This is a genomic window from Ornithinimicrobium tianjinense, from assembly GCF_014636495.1.
Taxonomy (GTDB): domain Bacteria; phylum Actinomycetota; class Actinomycetes; order Actinomycetales; family Dermatophilaceae; genus Ornithinicoccus; species Ornithinicoccus tianjinensis.
In genome coordinates, this window is record NZ_BMEM01000001.1 from 1,300,160 (window position 1) to 1,320,273 (window position 20,114).

Annotated in this window: 22 protein-coding genes and 1 riboswitch; of the genes, 14 read left to right on the forward strand and 8 right to left on the reverse strand. The window is 73.2% G+C overall.

All coding sequences use genetic code 11. The features are described 5' to 3' along the window. Positions 1 to 2 precede the first annotated feature (2 nt). Entirely contained in the window at positions 3 to 857 is an 855-nt protein-coding gene (gene ppk2, locus IEV65_RS06035) for a polyphosphate kinase 2 (RefSeq protein WP_188428738.1), read from the reverse strand. Positions 858 to 1,120: 263 nt separating this feature from the next. Here ppk2 and IEV65_RS06040 point away from each other — a divergent pair, with 263 nt between their 5' ends. Then, positions 1,121 to 1,960, forward strand: coding sequence for a VOC family protein (locus tag IEV65_RS06040; RefSeq protein ID WP_188429517.1), 840 nt, complete (start codon positions 1,121 to 1,123; stop codon positions 1,958 to 1,960). A 10-nt stretch (positions 1,961 to 1,970) separates the two neighbouring features. On the opposite strand, the gene IEV65_RS06045 is transcribed toward IEV65_RS06040, so the two are convergent. Beyond that, positions 1,971 to 2,330: a hypothetical protein gene (locus IEV65_RS06045; protein WP_188428740.1), complete on the reverse strand. Its 360-nt coding sequence runs from the start codon at positions 2,328 to 2,330 to the stop codon at positions 1,971 to 1,973. A gap of 138 nt (positions 2,331 to 2,468) precedes the next feature. Between IEV65_RS06045 and dxs the strand changes: the two genes are divergently transcribed. The 4 genes from dxs to IEV65_RS06065 are packed head-to-tail and all read left to right on the forward strand — an operon-like array spanning position 2,469 to position 7,029. Beyond that, positions 2,469 to 4,337 carry a 1-deoxy-D-xylulose-5-phosphate synthase gene (dxs, locus tag IEV65_RS06050; protein WP_188428742.1) on the forward strand — a complete coding sequence of 623 codons (1,869 nt, stop codon included), beginning with the start codon at positions 2,469 to 2,471 and terminating at the stop codon, positions 4,335 to 4,337. Between the two features lie 22 nt (positions 4,338 to 4,359). Beyond that, the gene (locus tag IEV65_RS06055) at positions 4,360 to 5,322 is read left to right on the forward strand and encodes a diacylglycerol/lipid kinase family protein (protein ID WP_188428744.1); all 963 of its coding nucleotides are present in this window, start codon (positions 4,360 to 4,362) and stop codon (positions 5,320 to 5,322) included. Positions 5,323 to 5,360: 38 nt separating this feature from the next. Next, positions 5,361 to 6,557 (forward strand): hypothetical protein, encoded by a 1,197-nt coding sequence (locus IEV65_RS06060; protein WP_188428746.1) that lies wholly within the window; start codon positions 5,361 to 5,363, stop codon positions 6,555 to 6,557. 46 nt (positions 6,558 to 6,603) lie between these two features. Beyond that, the gene (locus IEV65_RS06065) at positions 6,604 to 7,029 is read left to right on the forward strand and encodes an OsmC family peroxiredoxin (protein ID WP_188428748.1); all 426 of its coding nucleotides are present in this window, start codon (positions 6,604 to 6,606) and stop codon (positions 7,027 to 7,029) included. A 73-nt stretch (positions 7,030 to 7,102) separates the two neighbouring features. On the opposite strand, the gene IEV65_RS06070 is transcribed toward IEV65_RS06065, so the two are convergent. Continuing rightward, on the reverse strand, positions 7,103 to 7,981 hold the full coding sequence (locus tag IEV65_RS06070; RefSeq protein ID WP_188428750.1) for a serine protein kinase RIO: 879 nt from the start codon (positions 7,979 to 7,981) through the stop codon (positions 7,103 to 7,105). A 210-nt stretch (positions 7,982 to 8,191) separates the two neighbouring features. Between IEV65_RS06070 and IEV65_RS06075 the strand changes: the two genes are divergently transcribed. Together IEV65_RS06075 and IEV65_RS06080 are read left to right on the forward strand one after the other, a co-directional pair. Further along, positions 8,192 to 8,944, forward strand: coding sequence for an SDR family NAD(P)-dependent oxidoreductase (locus IEV65_RS06075; RefSeq protein WP_188428752.1), 753 nt, complete (start codon positions 8,192 to 8,194; stop codon positions 8,942 to 8,944). Between the two features lie 24 nt (positions 8,945 to 8,968). Then, positions 8,969 to 9,742: an inositol monophosphatase family protein gene (locus IEV65_RS06080; protein ID WP_188428754.1), complete on the forward strand. Its 774-nt coding sequence runs from the start codon at positions 8,969 to 8,971 to the stop codon at positions 9,740 to 9,742. Here IEV65_RS06080 and IEV65_RS06085 read toward each other — a convergent pair. Together IEV65_RS06085 and IEV65_RS06090 are read right to left on the reverse strand one after the other, a co-directional pair. Continuing rightward, entirely contained in the window at positions 9,733 to 10,122 is a 390-nt protein-coding gene (locus tag IEV65_RS06085) for a DUF2304 domain-containing protein (RefSeq protein WP_188428756.1), read from the reverse strand. The genes IEV65_RS06080 and IEV65_RS06085 overlap by 10 nt on opposite strands. A 10-nt stretch (positions 10,123 to 10,132) precedes the next feature. After that, positions 10,133 to 10,816, reverse strand: coding sequence for a glycosyltransferase family 2 protein (locus tag IEV65_RS06090; protein WP_188428758.1), 684 nt, complete (start codon positions 10,814 to 10,816; stop codon positions 10,133 to 10,135). A gap of 34 nt (positions 10,817 to 10,850) precedes the next feature. Between IEV65_RS06090 and IEV65_RS06095 the strand changes: the two genes are divergently transcribed. The 5 genes from IEV65_RS06095 (at position 10,851) to fdhA (ending at position 16,189) form a co-directional block, all read left to right on the forward strand. Further along, positions 10,851 to 11,453, forward strand: coding sequence for an acyltransferase (locus tag IEV65_RS06095; protein ID WP_188428760.1), 603 nt, complete (start codon positions 10,851 to 10,853; stop codon positions 11,451 to 11,453). Beyond that, a complete protein-coding gene (locus IEV65_RS06100) occupies positions 11,453 to 12,577 on the forward strand; it encodes a DegT/DnrJ/EryC1/StrS family aminotransferase (RefSeq protein WP_188428762.1) in 1,125 nt (374 codons plus the stop codon). Before IEV65_RS06095 ends, IEV65_RS06100 begins: the two co-directional genes overlap by 1 nt. A 47-nt stretch (positions 12,578 to 12,624) precedes the next feature. Then, positions 12,625 to 13,596, forward strand: coding sequence for a Gfo/Idh/MocA family protein (locus IEV65_RS06105; protein ID WP_188429519.1), 972 nt, complete (start codon positions 12,625 to 12,627; stop codon positions 13,594 to 13,596). Positions 13,597 to 13,665: 69 nt separating this feature from the next. Beyond that, positions 13,666 to 14,862 carry a glycosyltransferase gene (locus IEV65_RS06110; protein WP_188428764.1) on the forward strand — a complete coding sequence of 399 codons (1,197 nt, stop codon included), beginning with the start codon at positions 13,666 to 13,668 and terminating at the stop codon, positions 14,860 to 14,862. Between the two features lie 112 nt (positions 14,863 to 14,974). After that, positions 14,975 to 16,189 carry a formaldehyde dehydrogenase, glutathione-independent gene (gene fdhA, locus IEV65_RS06115; RefSeq protein ID WP_188428766.1) on the forward strand — a complete coding sequence of 405 codons (1,215 nt, stop codon included), beginning with the start codon at positions 14,975 to 14,977 and terminating at the stop codon, positions 16,187 to 16,189. A gap of 102 nt (positions 16,190 to 16,291) precedes the next feature. Here the strand turns inward: fdhA and thiD are convergent, their stop codons facing one another. The 3 genes from thiD to thiM form a co-directional block, all read right to left on the reverse strand. Continuing rightward, positions 16,292 to 17,128, reverse strand: coding sequence for a bifunctional hydroxymethylpyrimidine kinase/phosphomethylpyrimidine kinase (gene thiD / locus IEV65_RS06120; protein WP_229734949.1), 837 nt, complete (start codon positions 17,126 to 17,128; stop codon positions 16,292 to 16,294). Then, positions 17,125 to 17,772, reverse strand: a complete 648-nt coding sequence (gene thiE, locus IEV65_RS06125; protein WP_188428768.1) for a thiamine phosphate synthase — start codon at positions 17,770 to 17,772, stop codon at positions 17,125 to 17,127. The genes thiD and thiE overlap by 4 nt, the downstream gene beginning before the upstream one ends. Further along, positions 17,772 to 18,581 (reverse strand): hydroxyethylthiazole kinase, encoded by an 810-nt coding sequence (gene thiM, locus IEV65_RS06130; protein ID WP_188428770.1) that lies wholly within the window; start codon positions 18,579 to 18,581, stop codon positions 17,772 to 17,774. Before thiM ends, thiE begins: the two co-directional genes overlap by 1 nt. After that, positions 18,572 to 18,668, reverse strand: a riboswitch (TPP riboswitch). (Overlaps the previous gene by 10 nt.) Positions 18,669 to 18,724: 56 nt before the next feature. Between thiM and IEV65_RS06135 the strand changes: the two genes are divergently transcribed. Beyond that, entirely contained in the window at positions 18,725 to 19,312 is a 588-nt protein-coding gene (locus IEV65_RS06135) for a thermonuclease family protein (RefSeq protein WP_188428772.1), read from the forward strand. Positions 19,313 to 19,351: 39 nt separating this feature from the next. Next, positions 19,352 to 20,011: a DnaJ family domain-containing protein gene (locus IEV65_RS06140; RefSeq protein WP_188428773.1), complete on the forward strand. Its 660-nt coding sequence runs from the start codon at positions 19,352 to 19,354 to the stop codon at positions 20,009 to 20,011. The last annotated feature ends 103 nt before the right edge of the window (positions 20,012 to 20,114 follow it).

The following is a 20,114-nucleotide window of genomic DNA, read 5'->3' on the forward strand; positions in this document are numbered from 1 at the left end:
CGTCAGCCCATGTCCTCCCGGTGCCGACGCACGGGGCGCCCTTCCCGCTCGCCCACCTCGGCAGCATGGTCGGGCACCTCGGTCTGCAGGGAGCGGTCGGTGCGCTGGTAGCCGGTGGACGGCGGTCGCTCCGGCATCGTCAGCTCAGGCAGCGCGACCTCCTCGTACGGGATGGAGGAGAGCAGGTGGGCGATCATGTTGATCCGGGCCGAGCGCTTGTCGTCGCTCTCGACGACGTACCAGGGCGCCTCGGGGATGTCGGTGTGGACGAACATCTCGTCCTTGGCCCGGCTGTAGGACTCCCAGCGGGTCAGGCTCTCCAGGTCGGTGGGGGAGAGCTTCCAGCGGCGCATCGGGTCGTCCAGCCGGGAGCGGAACCGCCTCTCCTGCTCGGCGTCGGAGACCGAGAACCAGTACTTGCGCAGCATGATCCCGTCCTCGACGAGCAGCCGCTCGAAGATGGGGCACTGGTGCAGGAAGCGGCGGTGCTCCTCGGGGGTGCAGTAGCCCATGACCCGTTCGACTCCGGCGCGGTTGTACCAGGACCGGTCGAACAGCCGGATCTCGCCCGCGGCCGGCAGGTGCTCGACGTAGCGCTGGAAGTACCACTGCGTCTGCTGCCGCTCGGTCGGGGCCGGCAGCGCGACGATCTGCGTCTGGCGCGGCGAGAGGTACTCGATGACCCGCTTGATCGCGCCGCCCTTGCCCGCGGCGTCGCGGCCCTCGAAGATGACGACGAGCCGCTGCTCGGTCGCCCGGATCCACTCCTGGAGCTTGACGAGCTCGCCCTGCAGCCGGAACAGCTCGCCCTCGTAGACCTTGCGGTCGAGCTTGCGGGGCTTCTCCTCGTGCGCCATGCCCACATCGTGCACCCTTGTGCCGAGTGCCGTCGTGGGGAACGGGCCGCGTGCACGAGTCACTCACGTGAGTGGTTGGAGCCCGCGATCCGGCGGTATGGCGTGCACGAGCCACTCACGTGAGTGGTTGGAGCCCCTCAGCCAACGGTCGGGAATGAACGGGCGGGCGCGCGCGCTAAGTAAGTGACACGTCATACACAACTGGAGGAAGCGTGAGCCCGACCTCGACCGCCCGCACCGACCGACTGGCCGCCGACACCGCGATGGGTCCGGTGACCCTCGACGTCGCCGACCTCGCCGGGATGACCGCCTTCTACCGCGACGTCATCACCCTGCAGGTGATCTCCGAGGACGGGCCGGTGGTGACGCTCGGCCGCGGCTCGACGCCGGTCGTCATCCTGCGGCACAGCCCCGCGCTCAAGCACGCGGCCCCCGGCTCCGCCGGGCTGTTCCACACCGCGATCCTCTTCCCCACCCAGACCGCGCTCGCGGCAGCGCTCGCGTCCGTGGCCCAGAAGGCGCCGCGCCGCTTCACCGGCAGCGCCGACCACCTCGTGAGCCAGGCCTTCTACCTGGACGACCCGGAGGGCAACGGCATCGAGCTCTACTGGGACCGCGACCGCTCGCAGTGGAGCTGGGTGCACGGGCAGGTCGAGATGGCCACGCTGTACCTGGACCCCAACGACTTCCTCCGGGAGCACCTCACCCCCGAGGCTCTCGAGAGCCCCGGCTCGGGTGACGCCGTCGTCGGCCACGTGCACCTGTCGGTCGGCGACACCGCGTCGGCCAAGGAGTTCTACGTCGACCGCCTCGGGTTCGACACCACGGCCACGGTCGGCAACCAGGCGCTGTTCGTCAGCGCCGGCGGCTACCACCACCACATGGCGATGAACGTGTGGAACAGCCGGGGCGCCGGCCGCCGGTTCCCGAGCCTGGGGCTGGGTCAGGTCGACATCGACCTGCCGTCGTCCGACGACGTGGGCGCGCTCACCGAGCGGATGCGCCACTTCGGGGTGCAGGCCGCCGACGATGGCCGCACCGTCTCCTTCGAGGACCCGTGGGCCAACAGGATCCACGTGCGGGTCGCGGGCGTGGAGGGCTGAGCATCCTCGGCTAGCGCATCGGGGCGCGCAGCCGCAGCGCCTCGAGCAGCAGGCCGGCGGCGCGGTGGTTGGCGCGCAGCCGCAGCCCCTCCCGGGCCAACGAGTCGAGCACGTCGCCCAGGCTCCCGGGAGGCAGCAGCGGCCCGAGCTCGGGGCGCACGTCGCGCCACGCGCCGCGCATGGCCTCCAGCTGCGCCTCCAGGTGGCGGGTCGCGACCCAGGCGAGCGCCGCCGGGTGCTTGCGCCAGGCGCGGTAGGCGCGGTAGTCCGCCGGGCACTGGTCGAGCAGCCAGGAGACCGCGGCCTCCTCCCAGCCGGACACGCCGGCCGGCGGGACCCGGTCAGGCCATCCAGGCGGTCCGCTCGACATAGAACAAGTGTACGACTCCTCGCGGACGGGGCGGTCGCCGTCGAGACGGGCGTCCAGCAGGTCCTCAGCCTCCGGGAACTACACTGGCCGGGATCATTCGCCGACAGGGCCGTTCGGCCGCAGGAGGACGACAGAGCCGTGGCACTCATGCGCACCATCACCGGTCCCACCGACCTCAAGCGGCTCTCGCCCCGGCAGGTGGAGCAGCTGGCGGGGGAGATCCGCGACTACCTGATCCACTCGGTCTCGCGCACCGGCGGCCACCTGGGTCCCAACCTCGGCGTCGTCGAGCTGACGATCGCGCTGCACCGGGTCTTCGACTCCCCGCGCGACACCCTCCTGTTCGACACCGGCCACATCGGCTACGTCCACAAGCTGCTCACCGGCCGGCACGACTTCTCCACGCTGCGCCAGCAGGGCGGCCTGTCCGGCTACCCCAGCCGCGACGAGTCCGACCACGACGTCGTCGAGAACTCCCACGCCAGCACCTCGCTGTCCTGGGCGATCGGCATCGCCACCGCGCGCAAGCTCAAGGGCGAGACCGACCGGCACACGGTCGCGGTCATCGGGGACGGTGCCCTCACCGGCGGCATGGTGTGGGAGGCGCTGAACAACATCGCCGACCACCGCGACCTGCCGCTCATCATCGTCATCAACGACAACGAGCGCTCCTACGCGGCGACGCACGGAGGGATGGCGGACTACCTCGCCTCCCTGCGCGCGACCAAGGAGTACGAGCACGTGCTGTCCTGGGGCAAGCGCCAGCTCAACCGGACGCCGGTGGTCGGCAAGCAGGTCTACGACACCCTGCACGGGATGAAGAAGGGCCTGAAGGACATCGTCAGCCCCCAGGGCATGTTCGAGGACCTGGGGCTGAAGTACCTCGGTCCCGTCGACGGCCACGACGTCGAGGCGATGGAGACGGCGCTGCGCCGCGCCCACGACTTCGGCGGCGTCGTCCTCGTCCACGCGATCACCGAGAAGGGGCACGGCTACGACCCGGCGACGGCGGACGAGGCCGACCGCTTCCACGCCGTCGGCAAGATCAACCCCGAGACCGGGCTGCCGCTGGAGCTCTCCGGCCGCAGCTGGACCGACGAGTTCAGCGACGAGCTCGTGCGGCTGGGCCGCGAGCGCCAGGACATCGTCGCCCTCACGGCCGCCATGCTCATCCCGGTGGGCCTGCAGCCGTTCGCCGAGCGCTACCCCGACCGCGTCTTCGACGTCGGCATCGCCGAGCAGCACGCCGTCACGATGGCCGCGGGGCTCTCCTACGCCGGGCTGCACCCGGTGGTCTGCATCTACGCCACCTTCCTCAACCGTGCCTTCGACCAGCTGCTGATGGACTGCGCGCTGCACCGCCAGGCGGTCACCTTCGTCCTGGACCGCGCGGGCATCACCGGCACCGACGGCGCCAGCCACAACGGGATGTGGGACCTCGCGCTGCTGGCGATCGTGCCAGGCGTGCACGTCGCGGCGCCCCGCGACGGCCACCAGGTGGCCCTGGCGCTGCGCGAGGCGGTCGCCGTCGAGGACGGGCCCACCGTGGTCCGCTTCCCCAAGGGCACCGTGACCGCGCCGATCGAGGCGGTCCGCACCGCCGGCTCCGTCGACGTGCTGCGGGACGGCGCCCCGGACCGCCCCCTCGACCTGCTCGTGGTCGGCGTGGGCTCGATGGCGGCGGTCGCGCTGGAGGTGGCCGACAAGCTGCAGGCCGAGGGCCGTTCCGTCATGGTCGTGGACCCGCGCTGGGTGCTCCCCGTCAGCGACGACCTCATCGAGCTCGCCCGCGACGCCGGCTCGGTGGCCGTCCTCGAGGACAGCGTCACCGGTGGGATCGCCGGGCAGCTGCGTCAGCGCCTCGACGAGGCGGGGGTGGACGTCTTCGTGCACGCCTACGGCATCCCGGCGGAGTTCCTGGCGCACGGCTCGCGCGGCCAGGTGCTCGACCGGATCGGGCTGACCCCGGACGCCGTGGCGACGTCGCTGTCGTCCCACCTCGCCTGAGGCCGAGGGCCGACCCGCGCCCGTGAGCCGCGTCGCGCTCGTCGTCAACCCGGCCTCGCGCGCCGCCGCGGCGGCGGTGGCCGCGGTCCGGCGCGCCTGCGCCGACGCCCGGCTGGGCGCCCCGCTCGTGCTGGAGACCACGCTCGAGGACCCCGGTCCGGGCCAGGTCCGGTATGCCGTGGCGCAGGGTGCCCTGCGCGTGGTCGTCGCGGGGGGCGACGGCACGGTCCGGCTGGTGGCCGGCGAGCTGGGCGGCGTGCCCGACGTGATCCTCGGCGTGGTCCCCGTGGGGACGGCCAACCTCTTCGCGCGCAGCGCCGGCCTGCCCGTGCGCGACGCGGCGGTCCGCGACGGGGCGGCCCGCCTGCTCGCGCCGGCCGCGGAGGTGGCGGTCACGGCACCGGGGCGTGCGACGGACCTGGGCAGCGCGCGCCTGCAGGCGGCCGACGGGTCCCGGAGCGAGCACCCGTTCCTGGTGCTCGCGGGACTGGGTCACGACGCGGCCACGCTGGCCGCCGTGCGGCCGCGGCACAAGGCCAGCGCGCGCTGGCTGGCCTACTTCGCGCCGGGCCTGCGCCGCCTCAGCCACCCGCACCACCTCCTGCGGCTGACCCTGGACGGCCGCCCCGTCGACGCCGGCCCCCTGTGGAGCCTGCTGGCCGTCAACGCCGCCCGGCTGCCGGCCGGGGCGCGCGTCGTCCCCGGAGCACGGCTCGACGACGGAGTGCTCCACGCCGTCCTGGTCGCGCCCGCGGGCCTCCGGGGATGGGCGCACATCGCCGCCACCGGCCTGGGCACGGTGGGCAGGGCATCCACCGAGGAGGCCTACCCCGCCGACCACCCGGCGCTGCGGTACCGGTCGGCCCGGGAGGTGCTCGTCCGGGCCCCCGGTCCGGTCCTCGCCCAGGTGGACGGTGACGTGGTGGGGGGTATCGTCGAGGCGCGCATCGTCCTGCACGCCGGTGCTGTGCAGGTGGCGCGCTGACCTGCCGACCGGCACGCACGGCCTACCGAAGGAGCACGATGGACCCTCGCGCCTCCCGCATCACCGAGCTGACCTCGGGCTGGCGGACCGGCCCCGCAGCCGAACGGGAGGTCCTGGCGATCCTGCGTGAGGTGCCGCCCGGCGAGCTCGACGCCCTCCTCGCCGACCTGGACCTCGACCGGCTGATCGGTGACGTCGACGACCACGTCTGGGGCGCCGACCACCGCAGCCAGCTGCTCGACCTGCTCGTCACCACGCGCGGGGGCGAGCTGTCCACGGTCACCCTGGCCGCGCTGATCGCCGCCCTGCACTCGGGGCGCACGCCCCGCGCGCACCAGGAGGCCGTCGTGGGTGCGCTGCTGTCCAGGGAGGGGGCGGAGTTCCACGACCTGAAGTACCGCCTGAACTCCTCCGGCGACTACCACGACCTCGAGCACCTCGTCTTCCGGGACCTCCACGAGGACCTGAGGGACCGGGTCATCGCCCACATCGCCGCGCAGGCTGACAAGGACCCGACCTCGGACCTGCGCGTGCTGTGCGACATCGACGACACGCTCCGCTGCGCGATCCACGACGACCGCTACCCGCGCGGCACCGTCTACCCCGGCATCGTCGCCCTGCTCACCGCCCTGGACGAGGGTGCTGCCGCGGCGCCCAACCGCGCCGGGGACCTGACCTTCGTCACCGCCCGCCCGGGCGGCCCGCGCGGGCTGGTGGAGCAGTACACCCGCAACGGTCTCTCCGAGCTCGGCCTGCCGCCCCACGCGGTGCTGGGCGGCAGCCTGCTCAACCTGCACACCAAGGCGGTCATCGCCGAGCGCAAGATCCAGAACATGGACCGCGACCGGCTGCTCTTCCCGGAGTGCCGGATGGTGTTCGTGGGCGACAGCGGCCAGGCCGACGGCGACGTGGGCGCCCAGATGCACGCCAAGGACCCCGACCACATCGTCGGGACCCTGCTCCACAACGTGACCGACCTCGACGACGTTGCCCGCGCCGAGTGGGCGGAGCACGGGGTCCACGTCTTCGACACCTACGCGGGGGCGGCAGCGCACGCGGTCCGCCTGCGGCTGCTGCGTCCGGACCAGGCTCAGGAGGTCGCCGAGGCCACCCGGACGGGGCTGGAGGCGCTCGACCTCACCCTGGCCCAGCGGTCCCGTCTGGAGAGCGACCTGGCGGCGGACCTGCAGGCGATCGAGGAGGCAGCCCGCGCCGTGGGGCAGGATGGGTCGTGAGGTGCCCGGACCCGCCGGGCACCGTCCCGCGAGGAGGAGAGACACGATGGCACTGGTGAGCACCGGTAGCGCGACCTGGAAGGGCAGCCTGTTCGAGGGCTCCGGCACCACCCGGCTGGAGAGCTCCGGCCAGGGTGAGTTCGAGGTCCACTGGAAGGGCCGCACCGAGGAGGGCCAGAAGGTCACCAACCCCGAGGAGCTGATCGGCGCCGCGCACGCGGCCTGCTACTCGATGGCCTTCTCCAACATGCTGGCCAAGAACGAGACCCCGCCCACCCAGCTGGACACGAGGGCCGACGTGACCTTCGTGCCCGGCGAGGGCATCACGGGCATCCACCTGACCGTGCGTGGCCAGGTGGAGGGCATCTCCGCCGAGGACTTCGCCCGGATCGCCGAGGAGGCCAAGAACGGCTGCCCGGTGTCCCAGGCGCTGGCCGGCACGACGATCACGCTGACGGCCGAGCTGGCCTGACGGTCCCGCACGACCACCGCACGACGGCCGGGGCCCCGCGCAGGGGCGCCGGCCGTCGGCACGTCCGCCACCGTCACAGGGCCAGTCCCACCGCCTCGGCGAAGAGCGCGTCGCCGTCGGCCTCCAGGCCCCGGGCTGCGAACCAGGCCGCGACGTTGGCGCAGTCGCGGTGCAGCAGCTGCGGACCCTGCGGGTTGGCGACGACGTCGACGACCTGGGGCAGGTCGATGGCGAGCACGACCTCGCCGTGGAGCAGCAGGTTGTACGCGCTCAGGTCGCCGTGCGCCCAGCCCAGCGCGGCCATGCCGAGGACGATCTGGACGACCTGCTCCCAGCAGTGCGCGAGCAGCTCGCCCTCGGCCCGCGTCTGCGCCAGCCGGGGCGCCGCGGTGCCGTCGGGCGTCCCGGCGAACTCCATGAGCAGCTCGGTGCCCTGGAGCGAGACCGGGTAGGGCACGGGCACGCCCGCCTCCCAGGCGGTGCGCAGCGCCACCCACTCCGCCTGCGCCCACTGGCCGGCGGCGACCTGACGGCCGTAGTCGGACCTGCGCGCCAGCGCGCGCTGGTCGCGGCTGCGCCGCACGCCGCGGCCCTCGACGTAGAGGCTGTCGCGGTGGAAGGCGCGGTGCTGCGCGTCGCGGTAGCGCTTGGCGGCGAGCAGGCAGGACTCCCGGGGCCGGGCGGCGTACGGCGTCTCCGCGGCCCGCTCGAGGAGGAAGACGTCGGCCTCCTTGCCGGTCTTGAGGACACCCAGCTCGGTGTCGACGGCGCCGGCGTCGACGACGAGCCAGTCGGGGCGCGGCTCCGGGCCGCGCATCCCGCGCTCGACGTCCCAGTAGGTGGTGGGGCGGCGGTCGGGACCGGCCTCCTCGGGCAGGTCGAGCTGGACGTAGTGGAAGGTGAAGGACGGGTCGACGTCACCCGTGGACGTCGGGGGGTGTGCAGCAGGCACGAGAACTCCTGGGGGAGAGGAAGAGCGGGGCGCTGATGCCCTGGTCCGCGGGACCACGGGCTGCGGTCAGGTCGACCATGGCTCCTCCTCTCCTCAGGCGTCCGGTGAGCTCCGGACGCGGTCGTGGTGCAGGCCCCATGCTCCTGCCAGGGGCCCGCCGGCGTCCACCGGTTTATCACCGAGGAGAGCGGTACCGGCATACTCGCCTCCATGGCAGGACGACCGACGGCGGTGGTGACCGGTGCGAGCGGCGGGATCGGGCGCGCGTGCGCGACGCGCCTAGCCCAGGACGGGTATGACGTGTGGGTCACCGCGCGCCGTCAGGACCGGGTCGAGCAGGTCGCGGCCGAGATCGGCGGGCGACCGCTCGTCGTCGACGTCACCGATCCCGAGGACGTGGCGCGGCTGGCGGAGGCGGTGGGCGACCGGCTCGACCTGCTGGTGAACAACGCCGGCGGCGCGCTCGGGGCCGACCCCGTGGCGCAGGCCGACCTGGACGGCTGGCGCGCCATGTACGAGACCAACGTCCTCGGCACGGTCGCGGTCACCAAGGCCCTGCTCCCGGCGCTGCGGGCGGCCGACCACGGCACGGTCGTCGTCATCGGCTCCACGGCCGGGGCGGTGGCCTACGAGGGCGGTGGTGGCTACTGCGCCGCGAAGTTCGCCGAGCGCGCCGTCGTCGACACCCTCCGGCTCGAGCTCAACGGCACGCGTGTCCGCGTCAGCGAGGTGGCGCCGGGCATGGTGCGCTCGGAGTCGTTCGCGCTGACCCGGATGCACGGCGACGAGGCGGCGGCCGCCAAGGTCTACGAGGGGGTCGAGCAGCCGCTCACCGAGGAGGACGTCGCGGAGTGCGTCGCCTGGGTGGCCTCGCTGCCCGGGCACGTCAACATCGACCGGATGGTGGTGCGTCCGGTGGCCCAGGCCGCCGCGCACAAGGTGCATCGCGCCCCGCTGACCTGAGGTCCGTGGCAGGCTGGCGGGGTGATGGACTCCGACGCCGTGCTGGCCCTGCTCCAGGAGACCGCCGAGGCGGTCATCAACCCACGCTTCCGGGCGCTCGCCGACCACGAGGTGAGCTCCAAGTCCCACCCCGGTGACCTCGTCACCGTGGCCGACCGCGAGGCGGAGGTGCTGATCACCCAGGCGCTGCGCGCGGCCTACCCCCACACGCTGGTGCTGGGGGAGGAGGCGTATGCCGCGGACGCGCGGCTGATCGAGGCCTTCCACGCGGCCGACCACGCGTTCACCGTCGACCCGGTCGACGGCACCCGCAACTTCGTGCACGGCTCGCCCGACCATGCCGTGATGGCGGCCGAGATCGTCGACGGCCAGACCGTCCGGGCCTGGATCTGGCAGCCCCAGCACGGCACAGCCTGGGTGGCAGAGCGGGGCGCCGGTCTCTACCGCGACGGACAGCGCGTGGAGCGCCCAGCGGCCCCGGAGGAGGTGGCCGACCTCGACGTGCGCACCTCCAGCCGGCGCGGCGTGGGCCAGATGCTCGGTCCCGCCGGCCCGATGTCGCTCACCTGGGTCAGCTGCGGGATCGACTACCCCCAGCTGGCCTCGGGCTCCTGCGACGCGCTGCTCTACCGCGCGACCATGCCGTGGGACCACGTTCCCGGGGCGCTGATGCTGGAGGAGGTCGGCGGCTACGTCGGCACCGTCGACGGGGAGCGCTACGGCCCGGGGATCCGCCCGCGCGGGATCCTCGCCGCGGCGGACGAGCGGGTCTACCGCGAGCTGCTGCCCTACGTCTGAGGACCGGTCGGACCGTCCTCGTGGCGGGTGTGCCCCCGGCTGTCGTGGATCGCGGCGCGCAGCGCGAGCTCGCGGGCCAGGGTGGTGACCTGCTGCTCCATCTGGCGCATGCGGCGGTAGGACGAGGCGACGAAGCCGAGGAAGAAGACGGTCAGCCCGTAGAGCAGCAGGTCGGCGCCGCGACCGACGCCGAGGAAGCGCGCCACCTGGGTCAGCAGCGCCGGGAAGAGGACGGCCATCGCGGCGAGCAGGACGAAGGCCACGAGCATCAGCCGGCGCACGGCCTGGTGCCGGGCGCCGGCGCCGGAGCGGTTGAGCATGAGCGTGACGACCACGATCGCCACGAGCAGCAGGATCTTGATCAACGGTTGGTCGAGCACGGGCGCGGCCTCACTTCAGGAACGTGTCGACGAGGATGTTGACGGAGTTGATGAGGGACTGCCCCTTGGCACGGCTGTAGTCGGTGTAGACGATGTGCACCGGGTGCTCGGCCCAGGGCAGCCGGGTACGTCCCAGCTGCAGCACGATCTCGGTCGCGTGCGCCATCCTGTTCTGCCGCAGGTCCAGCGCGCTCGCGGCGTCGCGGCGCAGCACCCGCAGCCCGTTGTGCGCGTCGGTCAGGCGCAGCCCCGTCTGCTGGTTGGTCAGCCACACCGCACCCTTGAGCACGATCTTCTTCAGCAGACCCGGCCGGGTGCGGTCGTCGAGGAAGCGCGAGCCGAAGACGATCGCCAGGTCCTCGTCCCTGGCCCGGGCGACCATCTCCGCGGCGTCCTCGACACGGTGCTGGCCGTCCGCGTCGAAGGTGACCAGGTAGGCCGCGTCCGTCGCGGCGAGCACGTACGCCATACCGGTCTGCAGGGCAGCGCCCTGACCGAGGTTGAACGGGTGCGAGACGACCACGGCGCCCGCCGCGGCCGCGCGCCCGGCGGACCGGTCGGTGCTGGCGTCGTCGACGCAGACGACGTGCGCGAAGGTGCGGCGCGCCGCGCGGACGACCTCCTCGATCACCGTCGCCTCGTTGAACAGCGGGATCACCAGCCAGGCGTCCTCGACGGGGGGCGATAAGGTCATACCTGCATTGTCCCGCACGCGATCAAGGAGTTCCGTGACAACACGCATCGTGGACAGCGCCGACGTCTCACCCGACGCCGTCGTGGGCGACGGCAGCTCCGTCTGGCACCTCGCGCAGGTGCGCGAGCAGGCGGTCCTCGGCGAGGGGTGCGTCATCGGGCGCGGCGCCTACATCGGGACCGGCGTGCAGCTCGGCGACCACTGCAAGGTGCAGAACTACGCGCTGGTCTACGAGCCCGCGCGCCTGGGCGACGGCGTCTTCGTCGGGCCGGCCGCGGTCCTGACCAACGACACCTTCCCGCGCGCCATCAACCCCGACGGGTCGCTCAAGAGCGCCCACGACTGGGAGGCGGTCGGGGTGACGGTCGGCACCGGCGCCTCCATCGGCGCCCGCGCCGTCTGCGTGGCGCCCGTGACCATCGGCGCCTGGGCCACGGTCGCCGCCGGCGCCGTGGTCACCCGCGACGTCCCCCCGCACGCCCTGATGGTCGGCGTCCCCGCGCGCCAGGTGGGCTGGGTCGGCCGCGCCGGCCACCCCCTGGAGCAGACCGGCACGCCGGGGCGGCTGCGCTGCCCCGCGACCGGCACCATGTACACCGAGCACGACGGCACCCTGACCGAGGAAGGCACCAGCTGATGACCGAGACGACCGACCTGCCGATGATCCCTGCGGCGAAGCCGATCATCGGGGAGGAGGAGCGGGCTGCGGTGGATCGTGTGCTGCGCTCGGGGATGGTGGCCCAGGGTCCGGAGGTGGCGGCGTTCGAGACGGAGTTCGCCGACCAGCTCGTGGGTGGGCGCACGTGCGTGGCGGTGAACTCGGGGACCTCGGGGTTGCACCTGGGCCTGCTGGCGGCGGGGATCGGCGCGGGGGACGAGGTGATCGTCCCGTCGTTCACGTTCGCGGCGACGGCGAACTCGGTGGCCCTGACGGGGGCGACGCCGGTGTTCGCGGACATCAGCCCGGACACCTTCAACCTGGACCCGGAGTCGGTGCGGGCGGCGGTGACGGACCGGACGGCGGCGGTGATGCCGGTGCACCTGTACGGTCACCCGGCGGACATGGAGGGTCTGGGGCAGGTGGCTGCCGAGGCGGGGGTGCAGCTGTTCGAGGACGCGGCTCAGGCGCACGGGGCGACGTATCACGGGGAGCCGGTGGGGTCCTTCGGGGTGTTCGGGATGTTCAGCCTGTACCCGACGAAGAACATGACCTCGGGCGAGGGTGGGATGGTCTCGTGCGGGGACGAGGAGATCGCGCGGGGGGTGCGGCTGCTGCGCAACCAGGGGATGGAGAAGCAGTACGCCAACGAGGTGGTGGGGCTGAACAACCGGATGACCGACATCCACGCCGCGATCGGGCGGGTGCAGCTGACCAAGGTGGGTGCGTGGACGGCGCAGCGCCAGGCGAACGCGGCGTGGTTGGACGAGCACCTGGAGGGTGTCGTGACCCCGCCGGTGCGCCAGGGGTGCACGCACGTGTACCACCAGTACACGGTCCGGATCGCGGGTGCCTCGGGTGCCGAGCGGGACCGCGTGGTCCAGGCGCTGCGGGAGGAGCACCGGGTGGGGTGCGGGGTGTACTACCCGACGCCGAACCACGAGCTGGTCTCCCTGGCGCGGTACGCCCCGGCGCACGAGCTGCCGGAGACGGCGCGGGCCGCGGCGGAGGTGATCAGCCTGCCGGTGCACCCCTCGCTGTCCCAGGGTGACCTGGAGCGGATCGCGACGGCCGTCAGCACGGTGGTCGGGGCGGGACGGTGAGCATCGACGTGGGCGGTGCCGTGCTGCCCGAGGGTGGGACGGTGCGGATGGGGCTGATCGGGCTGGGCTCGATGGGGCGTCATCACGCGCGGGTGATCCGTGCGGTGGAGGGGATGGAGCTGGTCGCGGTCGCCGACCCGTTCGGTGACAAGCACGGGGTCGCCGGCGGGCTGGAGGTGCTGCCGGACGTGGGCGCGCTGGTCGCTGCGGGGATCGACGCGGCGATGGTGGCGGTGCCGACCTACCTGCACGAGGAGGTGGCGCTGGCGCTGGCGGAGGCCGGGGTGCACGCGATGGTGGAGAAGCCGATCGCGGCGACGGCGGAGTCGGGGCGGCGGGTCGCGGACGCGTTCGCCTCTGCCGGGCTGGTCGGTGCGGTCGGCTACGTGGAGCGGTGCAACCCCGCCCTGCTGGAGATGCGGCGGCGGATCGGCGCGGGCGAGCTGGGCGCGGTCTACCAGATCACGACCTCGCGGCAGGGCCCGTTCCCGGCGCGGATCGCCGACGTGGGGGTGGTCAAGGACCTGGCCACGCACGACATCGACCTGACGGCGTGGCTGGCGCAGTCGACCTACGAGCGGGTCGCGGGTGAGGTGACGCACCGTTCGGGGCGTGAGCACGAGGACATGGTGGTGGCCACCGGCCGGCTGGCCAACGGGATCATCGTGTCGCACACGGTGAACTGGCTCTCCCCGGTCAAGGTCCGCGAGACGGTCGTGACGGGGGAGAAGGGGGCGTTCATCGCCAACACCCTCACCGGTGACCTGACCTTCGTCGCCAACGGTGACGTGACCTCGGAGTGGGACCGGGCCAGGGCGTTCCGGGGCGTGTCCGAGGGCGACTCCACCCGCTACGCGCTGTCCCGGCGCGAGCCGCTGCTGGTCGAGCAGGAGAACTTCCGCGACGCCCTCTGGGGCCGCCCCTCCGAGGCCGTGTCCATGTCCGAGGGCGTCAACACCCTGCGCGTCGTCGAGGCCGTCCTCACCTCAGCCGCCACGGGCCAGACCATCACCCTGTGACCCCTCCCTCCCACCGACCGCGTCACGTGGTTGCCCACCACCCCACCGAGCGCGTCATGTGGTTGTCCCATGAGTGACCGGACGCGCCGTGTGGTTCTTGCCACCCGGATCTTCGCGCCCGAGGCGGCCGCGGCGACCTTCCGGCTCGGCGCCCTGGTGCGGGCCCTTGCCGAGCGGTCGCACGTCCGCGTCCTGACGAGCAACCCCCCACCGGCCCTGCGCGACGCGCCGGCCACCCGCGCTGCAGGCGTCGAAGTGTCGCGCTGGCCGGTGCTCAGGGACAGGAACGGCTACGTCCGCGGCTACCTGCCCTACCTCTCCTTCGACCTGCCGCTCGCCCTCCGGCTCCTCGCCGAGCGCCGGCCGGACGTGGTCGTGGTCGAGCCGCCGCCCACGACCGGCGCGGTCACCCGGGTCGCCCTCTTCGTGCGCGGTCTGGTGGGCCCGCGCGTGCCCTACGTCTACTACGCCGCCGACGTCTGGTCGGACGCCACCGCCTCCATGGGCGCCCCGGCGCCCGTCGTGTCGGCCATGCGGCGGGTCGAGCGGTTCGCCCTGCGGGGCGCGCGCGACGTCGTCGCCGTCTCCGAGGGTGTCTCCGAACGGGTCCGCGCCCTGGCGGGGCCGGGGACGCCGGTGACCGTCGTGCCGAACGGCATCGACACCGACGTCTTCACCCCCGAGGGCCAGCTGCATCCCGAGGCGCCGGACGCGCCATACCTCGTGTATGCCGGAACCGCCTCGGAGTGGCAGGGCGCGGAGATCTTCGCCGAGGCCATGCGCGAGGTGGTCCGCGAGCAGCCCGACGCGCGGCTGGTCTTCCTCGGCCAGGGGTCGAGCTGGGACGCGCTGCAGAGGGTCCGGGACGAGCTGCCCCCGGACGCGATCGAGCTGCGTCCGCTCGTGCCGCCGGAGGAGGCCGCTGCGTGGCAGCGGGGAGCCGCCGCGGCGCTGGTGAGCGTCCGGCCGGGGGTGGGCTACGACTTCGCCTACCCCACCAAGGTGATCGCCGCCGTCGCGTCGGGAGCGCCGGTCATCTTCGCCGGTCCGGGCCCGGCGGCGGCGGACGTCGCCGAGCACGGCCTCGGCGAGGCGGTGGGGTATGACGTGGGGCAGGTCGCGCAGGCGATGCTCGCCGCGGTGCGGGCGCACCGCGCCGGACGCGACGAGGCAGCGGCCGCCCGCCGAGTCGAGTGGGCGCGGACGCACCGCAGCCTCGTGGCGACGGGTGCGGCGGCCGCCGCGGTCGTGCTCGACCTGTTGTGAGGCGACTCACAGCGCGCCATCCGCGCAACTCGATAGACTGATCAGACCCGAACCGATCACGTGGACGTGGCAACAGGGTCACGTCCTCAGTGGTCTGAGGATGTGATCAGGCATGACGAACAACCGTGGTGTCGCCTACATGGGACCCGGACACACCGAGGTGCAGGAGATCCCGTACCCCACGTTCGAGCTGATGGACGGCCCGGGGGTGAACCCGGCCAACGTCGGCAGGGCGCTGCCGCACGCCGCGATCCTGAAGGTCGTCACGACGAACATCTGCGGCTCTGACCAGCACATGGTCCGTGGGCGCACCACCGCTCCGGAGGGACTCATCCTCGGCCACGAGATCACCGGCGAGGTCGTCGAGTGCGGGCCGGGCGTGGAGTTCATCAAGGAGGGTGACCTGTGCTCGGTGCCCTTCAACATCGCCTGCGGCCGCTGCCGCAACTGCAAGGAGGGCAAGACCGGCATCTGTCTGAACGTCAACCCCGACCGTCCCGGCAGCGCCTACGGCTACGTCGACATGGGGGGCTGGGTGGGTGGACAGGCGGAGTACGTCCTCGTGCCGTACGCCGACTGGAACCTGCTGAAGTTCCCCGACAAGGACCGGGCGATGGAGAAGATCCTGGACCTGACCATGCTCTCCGACATCTTCCCGACCGGCTTCCACGGTGCGGTGAGCGCCGGTGTGGGCGTCGGTTCGACCGTGTATGTCGCGGGTGCCGGCCCGGTCGGTCTGGCCGCCGCCGCGTCCGCGCAGCTGCTCGGCGCAGCGGTCGTGGTCGTGGGCGACCTCAACGAGGAGCGGCTGGCCCAGGCGCGCTCCTTCGGCTGCGAGACGGTCGACGTCAGCAAGGGTGACGTGGGTGACCAGCTCGAGCAGCTCCTCGGGGTACCCGAGGTGGACTGCGGCGTCGACGCCGTGGGCTTCGAGGCGCGCGGTCACGGCTCCGAGGCGGCGACCGAGCACCCCGCTGCCGTCCTCAACTCCCTCATGGAGATCACCCGGGCGGGTGGCGGGCTCGGCATCCCCGGCCTGTACGTCACCGGCGACCCGGGCGGTGTGGACGAGGCGGCGCAGGTCGGCTCGCTGTCGCTGCGGCTCGGGCTGGGCTGGGCGAAGTCGCACTACTTCGTCACCGGTCAGTGCCCGGTCATGAAGTACCACCGCGGCCTGATGATGGCGATCCTCAACGACAAGGTGCAGATCGCCAAGGCCGTCAACGCCACGAAGGTGTCGCTGGACGAGGCCCCGCAGGCCTACCAGGAATTCGACGCCGGCGTGGCCAAGAAGTACGTCATCGACCCGCACGGGATGGTCGCCTGACGTCTGCCCGGCACCGCTCCTGGCGCGTTCGCCCGTGCCAGGAGCGGTGCACCGGGTCGCCGGATGCCGCCCCCTGCCGCCGACCGGGTCCTCCTGAGCGGCTCACCACCAGCGCCAGAAGTGGTGGACCGGCCCGGGGCCCCTCCCGACCGCCAGCCGCTCACCCTGGGTCAGCGCACCCGTGAGCCACTCCTTGGCCGCGGTCACCGTGGCCAACCAGGACGACTCCTGTGGACGGATCGCCGCGAGCGCGGAGGAGAGGGAGCACCCGGTGCCGTGGGTATGCCGTGTGTCGACCCGCGTCGCGCGCAGCTCGTGCGAACCGTCGGCGTCCGCCCACACGTCGAGCGCCTCCGGCCCCTGGGCGTGCCCGCCCTTGAGCAGGACCCGGGCCGCGCCGAGATCCTGCAACCGACGCGCCTGGTCGTGCATCGAGCGGACGTCGGTCGCGACCTGCCCCGGCTCCCCGCCCAGCAGCACGGCAGCCTCCGGCAGGTTGGGCGTGACGACGTCGACGTGGGGGAGCAGGCGGCGCACGCCGGCGACGGCGTCCTCGTCCAGGAGGCGCGACCCGGCCGTCGACACCATCACCGGGTCGAGGACCACCGGACCGAGACGCCCCTCGCGCACGAGGTCGGTGACCACCTCGACACACTCCGCGGTGCCGAGCATCCCCAGCTTGGTCGCGTCGATCCGCACGTCCTCGACGAGTGTGTCGACCTGCTGGCGCACGAATCCGGGCGGGAGGGGGTGCACGCCGGTGACTCCCTGGGTGCTCTGCGCGGTGAGCGAGGTGAGCACCGCGCAGCCGTAGGCCCCGAGGGCGCTGAAGGTCTTGAGGTCGGCCTGGATCCCCGCGCCGCCGGAGGGGTCTGAGCCGGCGATGCTCAGCACGTGGGGGACTCCGCCGCCGGACGACCTCGCGTCCGCGCGGCTCACCCGCCCACCTCCACGGACGCGCCCCAGCCGGCGCGGAGCTCGCGCGCGGCCAGAGCGGGGTCCTCGGCCCGGCAGACGGCGCTGACGACAGCGACCCCGGCGACCCCGGGCGCCCGTACGGACGCGAGCCTGGACGCGTCGACGCCGCCGATGGCCACGGCGGGCAGGGTGCTGGCCCTCGCGAGGGAGGCCAGACCGTCCGGCCCCAGCGGAGCCGCGTGGTCGGCCTTGGTGCTGGTCGCCCACACCGGCCCCAGACCGAGGTAGTCCACGGTGCCCGTCGGCAGCGCGCAGGCCGCCGTGACCTGGTCCTGCGTGTGGCACGACAGGCCGAGGTATGCCGTGTGCCCGAGCATCTCCCTCGCCCTCACCGGGTCGAGGTCGGACTGCCCGACGTGCGCGCCCTGCGCGCCGACCTCCTCCACGAGGCGCACGCGGTCGTTGAGGATGAGCGGCACCCCGGTGCCCCGCAGGGCGGCCAGGGCGAGGCGGCCCAGCGCCACGAACTCCCGGTCGGAGGCGTCGTGGTCGCGCAGCTGGACGACGGTCACCCCGCCGCGGACCGCGGCCCGGAGCGTGGCGTCGAGACCGTGCCGACGCGTCATACCGGTGTCGGTCACGAGGTAGAGCCGAAGGTCGAGCATCAGGCGAGCACCGCCCTGCCGGCCAGCGCCTCCGGAGTGAGCGCGGCGAGCTCGTCCAGCAGCGCGGGAGCGAAGCTGCCGGGCCCGGCGCTGCGAGCGGCGGCGTCCTCGGCCGCCAGGGTGAGCGCGGCGGTGGCCGTCGCCGCGGCGGCGAGCGAGTCCTCAGCGACCGCGCAGCAGGCCGCCACGAGTGCGCCCAGCGAGCAGCCGACCGCGGTCACGCGGGTCAGCCACGGGTGGCCGTGAGCCAGGCGGACCACCTCGTCGCCCAGCACGAGATGGTCGACCGGCCCGCTGAGCGCGACGACGCAGCCGTGGCGCTGCGAGAGCTCGCGGGCAGCCTCCAGGGCGGACTCGGCGCTGTCGGTCGCGTCGACGCCTCGCCCGCCCGCACCGCCGGCCAGGCCGAGCACCTCCGAGGCGTTGCCCCGCACGACCGACGGTCCGAGCGCGACCAGCTCCCGGGCCACCTCGGTCCGCCAGGCCAGCCCGCCGGCCGCGACCGGATCGAGCACCCAGGGGGTCCCCGCCTCACGCGCCGCGGCGACGGCCAGCCGCTTGGCCTCGACCGTGGCGTCCTGGGGAGTGCCCAGGTTGACCAGCACGGCAGAGGCGACCCGGGCGAAGGCGCCCGCCTCGTGCGGGTTGTCGACCATCGCGGGTGCCGCGCCGGCGGCGAGCAGCACGTCGGCGGTGCGCTGGGTGGCCACGACGTTGGTCAGGCACTGGACCAGGGGCGACCGGGACCGCACCCCCTCCCAGGTGCGACCGAGATCGTCGGCAGTGGGCAGGGTCGGTCGAACGCTCATGGAGACGTCCCTTCGCTAGTACGAGCTAGATCAGGTTCGACGGGTGTGATCTCAGCCTCCGGACAGGAGGCACCCCGCGTCGTCGGCGAGCCTAGCCCTGCTCACGGGCGGCCTCGTCGGTGGGGCCGTGCACACTGCTCCCTGTGCGAGTGACGAGGAAGGACCTGGGCTGCCTGCTCGTGCTGGTCGCCCTGGGGATCGCCGTCTGGCTGGCGTTGCGTCTGACCGGGACGAGCCTGGGCGACCTGCGCGACAGGGTTCTCGGTGGGGCCGGTGCGACCGACCTCGAGACGGTGACCGTGCGCTCCGTGCTCGACGGTGACACGGTGCAGGTCGAACGACCAGACGGGACCACCGTGCGTGTGCGGCTGATGAACATCGACGCCCCGGAGACGGGCTACCGGACCGGGGCAGAGCCGGAATGTCTGGCCGAGCAGGCGCGCTCGCACCTCGGCGAGCTGCTGACCCGGGGCACGGCCGTCGGGCTCGAGCTCGGGCCGGACCCCCGCGACCGCTACGGGCGGACGGTGGCGCTGGTGTGGCGGGGCGACGTCCTCGTGAATGCCGAGATGGCCCGGGCCGGGCTCGCGGTGCCGCTTCTCGTGGGCGCCAACGACCTCGGCTACGACGCGGTGCTCGACGCCTTTGACGAGGCGCGCGAGCGCGGGGTCGGCTTCTTCGACCCGGACCTGGGTTGCGCCGAACCGCTGTGGCTGCGACCGCAGGGGTGAGGTGCTCCGCTCTAGACTTGAGCGACGGAGGTGGACGGTATGGCGCAGCACGAGCAGCCTGACCCGCGCCAGCCGTGGGGGCGGCCGGGGGAGAGGCCGGGTGCCCCGCGGGCCGCGGACCAGCTCGCCGACCAGGGGCTGAGGCACCGCCCGGCACCGTCGGTCACGGCGCGTGCCGTGTCCGGCTGGGTGGACCAGCAGATCGAGCAGGCGCAGCGCCAGGGGGCGTTCGACAACCTGCAGGGCGCCGGCCGTCCGCTGCCGGACGTCGACACCAGCACCGACCCGGACTGGTGGGTCCGAAGCCTCGTGGAGCGCGAGAAGCTCGACCTGTCGGCCGCGATGCCGGGACCTATGCAGCTGCGCAGGGAGAAGGCGGGCTTCCCCGCGTCGCTGCTCGACCTCCCGGACGAGGCCACGGTGCGCGCTCACCTCGAGGACTTCAACGAGCGCGTGCTCGCCGACCGAAGGCGGCCCTACGCCGGGGCAGGCTCGCCGCCCGTGGTCGGGCGGGTGGACGTGGACGAGGTCGTGGCGTCCTGGCGCGAAGCACGGGCCCGCCGTGACGATGTCCCGCCCGAGGCACCCGACCGCACGTCTGGTCAGGGGCAGCTGGGCCCCGCTGCAGACCTCTCCGACCGTGCCGCGTCAGTCCGCCGGCGGTGGTGGCACGGGATTTTCGGCTCTGCCAGACCATGACCCGGTCTGCGACCACGTGACATTGGCACCTCCCAGGAGCCAAGGTGTCGAGTGGTGCTCGTTCGGAGCCAAGGTGTCGGGTGGAGCCCGGAGGGAGCCGGTG